This is a genomic window from Pseudodesulfovibrio sp. JC047 (assembly GCF_010468615.1).
GTDB lineage: Bacteria > Desulfobacterota > Desulfovibrionia > Desulfovibrionales > Desulfovibrionaceae > Pseudodesulfovibrio.
The window spans coordinates 1-7571 of the sequence record NZ_WUEH01000041.1 but is presented as its reverse complement, the minus strand read 5'-3'; the positions used below and the strand labels follow the sequence as shown (position 1 = coordinate 7571).

10 protein-coding genes and 1 pseudogene are annotated in these 7571 nt (G+C 48.9%); 3 read left to right on the top strand and 8 right to left on the bottom strand.

The genetic code is table 11. The annotated features are described in order from the left end of the window. Positions 1-101: 101 nt before the first annotated feature. The 3 genes from GO013_RS16500 (at position 102) to GO013_RS16490 (ending at position 2832) form a co-directional block, all read left to right on the top strand. Positions 102-515, top strand: coding sequence for a hypothetical protein (locus GO013_RS16500; RefSeq protein ID WP_163813104.1), 414 nt, complete (start codon positions 102-104; stop codon positions 513-515). A gap of 112 nt (positions 516-627) precedes the next feature. Beyond that, entirely contained in the window at positions 628-2232 is a 1605-nt protein-coding gene (gene rmuC, locus GO013_RS16495; protein WP_239057929.1) for a DNA recombination protein RmuC, read from the top strand. A 432-nt stretch (positions 2233-2664) separates the two neighbouring features. Further along, a complete protein-coding gene (locus GO013_RS16490) occupies positions 2665-2832 on the top strand; it encodes a hypothetical protein (RefSeq protein ID WP_163813102.1) in 168 nt (55 codons plus the stop codon). Here the strand turns inward: GO013_RS16490 and GO013_RS16485 are convergent. From GO013_RS16485 to GO013_RS16450, 8 genes and pseudogenes are all read right to left on the bottom strand, one after another. Continuing rightward, complete coding sequence (locus GO013_RS16485) at positions 2824-3021, bottom strand: hypothetical protein (protein WP_163813100.1); 198 nt, start codon at positions 3019-3021, stop codon at positions 2824-2826. The genes GO013_RS16490 and GO013_RS16485 overlap by 9 nt on opposite strands. Positions 3022-3448: 427 nt before the next feature. Beyond that, positions 3449-4342 (bottom strand): site-specific integrase, encoded by an 894-nt coding sequence (locus GO013_RS16480; RefSeq protein ID WP_163813098.1) that lies wholly within the window; start codon positions 4340-4342, stop codon positions 3449-3451. A 575-nt stretch (positions 4343-4917) separates the two neighbouring features. Next, positions 4918-5280 carry a hypothetical protein gene (locus GO013_RS16475; RefSeq protein ID WP_163813096.1) on the bottom strand — a complete coding sequence of 121 codons (363 nt, stop codon included), beginning with the start codon at positions 5278-5280 and terminating at the stop codon, positions 4918-4920. A gap of 302 nt (positions 5281-5582) precedes the next feature. Next, complete coding sequence (locus GO013_RS16470; RefSeq protein ID WP_163813094.1) at positions 5583-5834, bottom strand: hypothetical protein; 252 nt, start codon at positions 5832-5834, stop codon at positions 5583-5585. Between the two features lie 395 nt (positions 5835-6229). Beyond that, positions 6230-6637 (bottom strand): hypothetical protein, encoded by a 408-nt coding sequence (locus GO013_RS16465; protein ID WP_163813089.1) that lies wholly within the window; start codon positions 6635-6637, stop codon positions 6230-6232. A 16-nt stretch (positions 6638-6653) separates the two neighbouring features. Beyond that, positions 6654-6911 (bottom strand): hypothetical protein, encoded by a 258-nt coding sequence (locus GO013_RS16460; RefSeq protein WP_163813093.1) that lies wholly within the window; start codon positions 6909-6911, stop codon positions 6654-6656. Positions 6912-6934: 23 nt separating this feature from the next. After that, positions 6935-7243 carry a hypothetical protein gene (locus tag GO013_RS16455; protein WP_163813091.1) on the bottom strand — a complete coding sequence of 103 codons (309 nt, stop codon included), beginning with the start codon at positions 7241-7243 and terminating at the stop codon, positions 6935-6937. 23 nt (positions 7244-7266) lie between these two features. Then, positions 7267-7571: pseudogene (locus GO013_RS16450) on the bottom strand (hypothetical protein); the annotation flags it as partial.

Sequence of the window (7571 nt, the reverse complement as noted above, 5' to 3'; positions counted from 1 at the left end):
TAAACCATCGACCAAGGAAGAAATTCGGATACAGGACAACCTGGGAAATCATTGAGGAGCAGGGACTTGCCGGGGTGTTAAGTTTGGTTTGACAATTTGCCGTGGCAAAAATAGGTGTAAATGACGGTGGCGTGCTGTATGGAATTAATCAGGCCATTCACTACATTGATATAAAAATAATCGTTATTTTAGGGGCTTTTGGTTGTCTCTTGACCGGCTTCACATATAGCCTGTTTTCTCGATGGGGGTTCTTTCGGCATGGATGGATGATTCTCAAATGGATTATTACCATTGCCGCCATTTTGTTCGGTATGTTCTATCTTGGTCCGTGGGAAGTTGCCATGATGAATCTGTCCGGACAGCTTGGTTTGGCCGCACTCACTGATGCCGCATATCTTCAATACGAATTTTTACACGCGTTTTTTGGCACGGTTCAAGCTTTGGTTTTGGTCGGTTTGCTTTTTATTTCGATTTTCAAACCGTGGAAAAATATTCGAAAACAGAAAAAAGCATAATGTGGTGTGGGTGGGACAGTGATCACTCATTCTTTTGCCCGGTGTGAATGGGCATGAATTGATCGCAGTGCGTGAAGCTGCAAAAATATTATATATGAAGCCGAGAGGTGCGATGGTGTTTCCAATAGTGGATGGATGGAGTGTGGTCTTTTTGGGGAGCGGATTTGTTGTCGGAGCACTTGTCTGTGGTCTCGTGGTTCGTTTGGTGTATTCGCACAAATTGGCTATGCAGCAGAATCAGAGTGACATCGAAAGAGAGAGTCTTCTGGAAAAACTGGAACACAGGCAGACTCATATTGAAACGCTTGAAGCCTCGTCAGACAATGTCCGCGAGCAATTGAAGCTCTCTAGAAAAGAATTGGAGCAGGCCCGACTTGAACAGGTACGGCTGAAGGAACGGGCCACGCGGGTGCCCGAGCTTATTTCCGCTCTTGAAAAAGCCAAGGACGGTGCTGCTGAATCCGCACGGGAATTGTCCAATGTCCGCGAAAAAGTGGGGGCCGCTGAGTCAACGGTAACCTCTCAAAAAACGCAGATACAGGAAGGGGCGGACGCAGTCGCTCGAATGACGGAATTTCGAGATGCACTTTTGGAGGAAAAAGAGGAACTCCACGCCCGTTTGGCAACGCTGGAGGCTGAATTGGAAGCCGAACAGAAGCAGAGTCAGGAAAAACTGGAACTGCTAAACGTCGCCAAGAATGAGTTGTCGCATCAATTCAAAGCCGTTGCGAATGACATTCTCGAAACTAAATCAAAGAATTTTACCGAACAGAATAAAGAAATATTGCAGCCATTTCAGACAAAACTGGGTGACTTGCAACGCAAGGTCGAGAATTTCTATTCTATTGAGGGCAAGGAGCGGAGTGCCATGGCCGAGCAGATTCGGCAGGTTATGGACATGAACAAGCAGCTGTCCGCAGACGCCAACAATTTGACCCGCGCCTTGAAGGGCCAGTCCAAGGCTCAGGGGAATTGGGGTGAAATGATTCTGGAGCGAGTGCTCGAAATGTCAGGGCTTCGGAAAGGCGATGAATATGAGGTTCAGGAGAGTTTTACTCTGGACAATGGCAGACGCAGCCAGCCGGATGTCGTGGTGCATCTGCCGGAAAATCGGCATCTGATTATTGATGCCAAGGCTTCCCTGACGGCCTATGAAGCCTATGTCAACGCCGAGACTGAAGCCGCGCAAAAAACGGCAATAAAGCGGCATTTGGATTCAATCCACGCTCATATCAACAACTTGTCGAGCAAGGATTATCAATCGTTGTACGGCGTGGAATCTTTGGATTTTGTCATCATGTTCATCCCGGTGGAACCAGCCTTCACCTTGGCCAGCCATAAGGATGCGACATTGTGGCAAAACGCCTGGAATAAAAATATCCTGCTGGTCAGTCCCAGCACATTGCTCTTTGTCATCCGCACCGTGGCCCATCTCTGGCGACAGGAACAACAGAATCGGAATGCGCAGGAAATAGCCAATCGTGGCGCGGAATTATACAACAAGTTCGTCGGATTTGTCGAAGACCTCACCAAAGTAGGTGAACGGCTCAATCAGGCCAGAACCGTGTACGACACCGCCACCAAGAAACTCTCCACCGGCCGAGGCAACCTCGTCCGCCAAGCCGAACTCCTCAAGGATCTCGGTATCAAACCCAAAAAAGACCTCCCGCACGAGGTCGTAACGCAATCGATCGAAGAAGGGCGTTTGGAGGGATAAGATGAGTATATTAATGAGTCCGTCGAGATTGGAAGATGTGTGAATTAAGAGGGTACCCAAATGAGAGGCGTTCATTTCATTGAGAATCAATGTCTTGATCTTTTAAGTCTTCTCGACTTTACCCACCTGCGAGACTACTGATAATTTAAACGCCATTGTGTAGTCGCGTTGCGTTCACTTAACTCGTTGATTGGTCTTGCCTATCCATAAATAGGCCCTCATTGTGTTAACCTATTTCCAGACGGAACATAGATAATAAAAAGCTGGGTTAAGCCTGAAGCGTCTCAGTCAACCAACCTTGCCGAGGATACGGGGAACGCTCCCACTCGTCAAGATATACATTGACATATAGACCGTTCGAACCGAGATGGCAAATCATTGCTAAGTAATGTCAGAGCCGCTGTCAAAACTCTCCAAGTCCGTGTAAAGAATGTGGCTGTTTTGAAGGTTGTCAATACTTTTATTGAATTGCTGGAGCATATCAAGACCTTGTACAGACAACGGGAAATGATTGGCGGTGTCCACGGCGTCCATGATGGGCAGACCATATACCTTGTTGTTGATGCCATGAATTCCGTCGAACAGGCCGATTTAACCTGACTTCATGAACTGGGTGTGCATCATGGATTGCGTGGGCTGGTGGGTAATGATGCGGCATTCAATACATTTATGGATTCGGCATTTGACCATTTCGGCCCGGATGATCTGGACGTCATTCGGCAACAATATGGATTGAATTTTAACAGGGTGGCACATCGACGTGAGGCTGCCGAGGAAATGTTGGCCCATATTGGTGAGAAAATGTCCACGGGGCAGGGTTTGTTAGATTTGGAAATGTTGGGGTCAACGGCGCGCTCGAATTCCTGCCCGACGGGCGGGCGCGGGTTCGGCGGTTCAACGAGTTTAATGTTGAGACGGCCTTCGAGAAAGGCCTGTGTGAGGACAAATTAAAATTTTTTAGACCAATTGCATATTTTCCCATAAAAGACACAAAAAAAGGGGTTACGTTTTGACACGTAACCCCTTGAGAATGCTGGCGGAGAGGGTGGGATTCGAACCCACGTATGGTTTGACCCATAACTCGATTTCGAGTCGAGTTCGGTTTTCTCTTAGCCCCTTATTTGTAAGGGTTTTCGGCTGTTTGTGTGTGCATAATATGCAAGATGACGGCTCAAAAAGGGAGAACATGCAAGGTAATTGCATATTTTTTTGCATATTATTTTGAGGTCGTTGCTTGGGCGTTTTCGTCAGGATCATCAAAGGCTTTGACGATATCTCTGTCTACCGACATTTCATGCAAATAGATTTCTGTGGTTCGCAGGTTCATGTGGCCAAGATATTGTTGAATCTGGCGGTGTGTCGCTTTGCGAGAATCTGCGAAACGGGAAGCGACGTGGTGTCGGATGCAATGGGCCGTGAAAGGTTTTTTGATTTTGGCTCGTTCGCACAAACGTTTGAAAAGCAGGCGGATGAATTCCGTGTGCCGAGTGTACTGTTTGCCATCTTTGGGATTGGTGAAGACATACGGGCTGTGTCTGTCCCGTGCTTCCCATGCAGCCTGAAGCGTCTTTTGAAGTTCTTTGTGCATGGAGATGTACCGAGGTTCCCGATTCCCGCCTTTTCGTTTGGACGTCCAAAGACGCACGACCTGGTGGTCGAAATTGACGTCTTCCCAGGTTAGTTCCAGGATTTCGGAGAGTCTGGCTGCGGTGTAGTAAAGGGTGTCGAAGATACGGCGTTCTTCCGGTTTTGCTACCAGTCGGGCGGCAGAAATATCTTCGGCCGGGGGAACATATCGAACATATGCGTCGGCGGCATAATTTTCGATAGGGCGGCTAGGATTACTGGACATCAGGCCACGCTTTACGGCCCAATTGAAAAGGATGCTGAGTTCTAAAAGATCGTTGTTCACCGCCTTTGCGGTGCGTTTCGCAATCTCGTTTTGGAGGTACGTTTCAATGATTTCTTGGGTGATCTCATTGACAGGGAGGCGACCATGGTAAAAATCAAGAAACCGGTTGATGGTGCTGCGCTTATAAATATAGGTGTTGCGCTTGCGTCGTCCTTCTACCCAAGACAAATAGTCACTAGCGAGTGATGTGAAGTCCATGGGGATTGTCGTCTTTCCGCCTGACGATTCCCATTGTTTCTCCTCGTCCCGAAGCCATTGCTTTGCGGTTCTTTTTGTTTTGAACCCTGACTTGGTCGCTACTCTTTGACCGCGTAGGCACAGAACGGCTTGGTACCGAACGCCTTTCTTCGTTTTGTACGTGTTGACTGCCATAATTGATTCCGTGGTTATTTACCAAATAGGTACGGACATCTTCTACAGAAAAGAGGACGCCGCGTCCATCGTCCCCTTGGGAACATGGGATGCGGACGTGCGGTAGCTCACGGTAGAATCGTTGGAGCGTACTCTTACTGAGACTTATAGCCTCAGCAAGACCATCCAAGTCAACAAGAATGGGGTGCATTTCCATTACAACCTCACCAATTTCACGGTCTCGGCCAAACTCGTGGCCAAGATATGGATGTCGATGTGCGTGGTGTTTATATTGTTCATTTTCTTTTCATCTAATTGCCGCATCCCGGCCCAATCCGGGGAGGTTTAAAACCGGGACGCGGCGGTTCAGGGCGATCTTAGCCGTTCATATTAGTTGTTAAGAGTTCCTTAATATCTGGCAGTTATTCGAAATTTCCTAATAACTGGTCAGTTTTGGTTGTATTCTGCGACATTTTTGCCGCGTGGTATCGCCTCTGGGCTTTGAGCCTCTTGACCTCTTTGTCCAGCTCGCGTTTTTCGTCGCGCAGCTTTTTAACCTCATGGGCAAGATACTCGCGGGAGGACGTGAGCCTGACTTCTCGGTTGACGATGTCAGCCAGGACGTCGAAAGGATCAACAAACGCTCCGCAGTCGTCGCACTCCAAAAGGCGGGAATCAGGGTCAAGCACGACACTCCGTCGATGGCGGCAGCATGTTTTCTTGAGACTCCTGGAGGCGATCTTCACCTTGAGGGAGTTGTCAAATGGGATGATATTATCACTCATGGTCGCGCTTTCTCATGTCAGTATTTTCTAGTGTGCCCTGGGCCATTTCGCCGCGATGATATGTGTTTTTGTCCCTTTCGTAAGTCGCCAATGGTTTGGATGTTGACTGTTCGGAACATGTTCCAAGAATCCCTTTTGGCGAAGTGAATTGGATGCACGGATTTCTTGGGCCCTCAATCTACCATTTGCGAGCCAGTAGTATTTATTTAAAACCTTTTTTTCAAAAGGCGTGAGGGTGCTTAGAGGATTGATTGTAGTCATTTATGCTCCTTTATTGTGTTATCCTGTTCTCATGTAGTGCGTTATTCGCCTTTGACCCTGGCAACGACTTGCTCTAGATAGCTTCCAAGGTGTTCAAGGCTCCAATCCTCTCCAGCGGGGATTGTGTTAATTGCGTGTTCCAGCGCTTCCAACATTTCCTTGTGCTCACCCTTGAGTCGTTCAACCTCATTGGACAGGCTGTCGATCATGCCGGGCCATGTCTGTGCGTACAATTTGCGGATTCTTCTCATCCGATCCTCACGCTCTAAACCGACTACAATTTCTTTACTCATCGCGCTGCCTCCTTATGCTGAGAACTTGGTTGATTGCGCGGGCTGGGCGTCACTCCAGCTAAGAGGTCAGTTTGGTTAGGACGGAGACCGTGCCGCCCATAGCGTGTCCACTTTCCACGCCGCCGCGCAAAATTACAGATACGTGGTTACTTGTTCAGAACAGCGTCGATTATTGCCAAACAGTGGGGGCAAGTTACTCGTCCACGCCGCCGCTCAATGACTGTAATAACTTCGCTTTCCTCTTCCTCATCCACAGCGAACCCGCAAAGAGTCTCATAGTCGCTTGAGCAGTTCGCCCTCATGCACTGGATTTCTTCGCGCGAATCGTTGTCGCGCCACCTGACAATATCTGTTGTTGAGCCTCTCGACTTCATTCCATAACCTCATTGCGGATTCTATGACAGTTCGCCAAACTCACAGCCTGAATGGAAGTGTTCAAACATATGACACCAACCGTGCTGACCTTCATTCTGCTTGCGGTAAGGGCATACTGTACAAGCGAACTTTTCCAGATCGTCGGCAAGGGTCGGGTATTCTTTGCGGCAAGCCCTAGCGTATGCCTTCAATGCGGTTCCAGCGTATTTGTCATGGGTCATATCAATGACGAAGTAATCGCAGTTTTCGTGCTTTTTGCCCGGTGCGCTCTTGCCGTCAGTGCGTTCAACCTTGAACTTTTCGTAGAGCCCCTTTTCATTGTCGCTCATAGCAATTTCCCCTCCTGCTTCGGTCTTGAGGCTTGAGACAAAAGACGGCCAGGGGCCGGTTTCAAGTTGTTCAAGCAATGGTGTTTTATGTTCCGTCATGGTTCTGCTGATTCGTTTAGAAATTTGGATGCGCCGTGCAGTAAACGGCCCACAAGTAGGCCTTGCCTTTGGGCGTGAGGTCATACTCATCGGTCACAAGGCCATGCTCTCTGATGATCTGGTTTGACGTGTGCCCCTGATAGTATCCAGACGCCACCTTGAGGACGCCCATATTGACTACATCGCGCTTCGGCATGCCTCCAAAGTCGGCGTTGGCGTGGACGCGCTCGATCTCTTCATCAGGGATGATGCTTTCCGGGGTCTCTTGGGTCATTTCGTATCTCCTGATTTTGAAATCTATGCTTCGATTGCCTGCTGGTGAACGTCGGTAAAGTCTTCGTTTGGAGAGAGGGCTTTAACGATGTCTTCCGTAATGACCTCGGCCATTGTGTCGCCGCCTTCTTTGAATGAGCCTTTAGCCACCTTGTCGATGGTCCCCATAATTGTTTCAATAGCGGTCCTCATAGCCTCTTCAATCATGCGTCCGCTGTCCTTGCACCCTGAACGCTCAAGGTCGCCGTAGATGTCAACGGCTCCTGCAATAAGGCCGACCTGTTCGATTACAACGTCTTCAATTGCGTCACGGTCAAACTGTACTTTCTTCATTGAAAAAACCTCCAAGACTACTATCAATTTGTCGGCCAGTCGGCGGGCTTGTCTGTGAGTTCAAATTCGTAGACCCACACCCAATGATTGCGTTTCCATGTGCCGGGATAGATAGACTCCCACAAGTCGTGGAACCAACCCACGGGGTCGTGGCGGCGGCCTTGGCTAGGATCGTCGCCATAGTCCGCAAAGCCTTCGGCGCAAGCGTCTTGCCAAGAAATGTCTGTGACCCGCTCAATGCGCACCTCGTTGACTTTGAGAAAAGTACGGGCGGCTTCTTTGAAAATACCGTTTGGAATGCCTTGCTTCTTCCAGACCCAATCTGGCG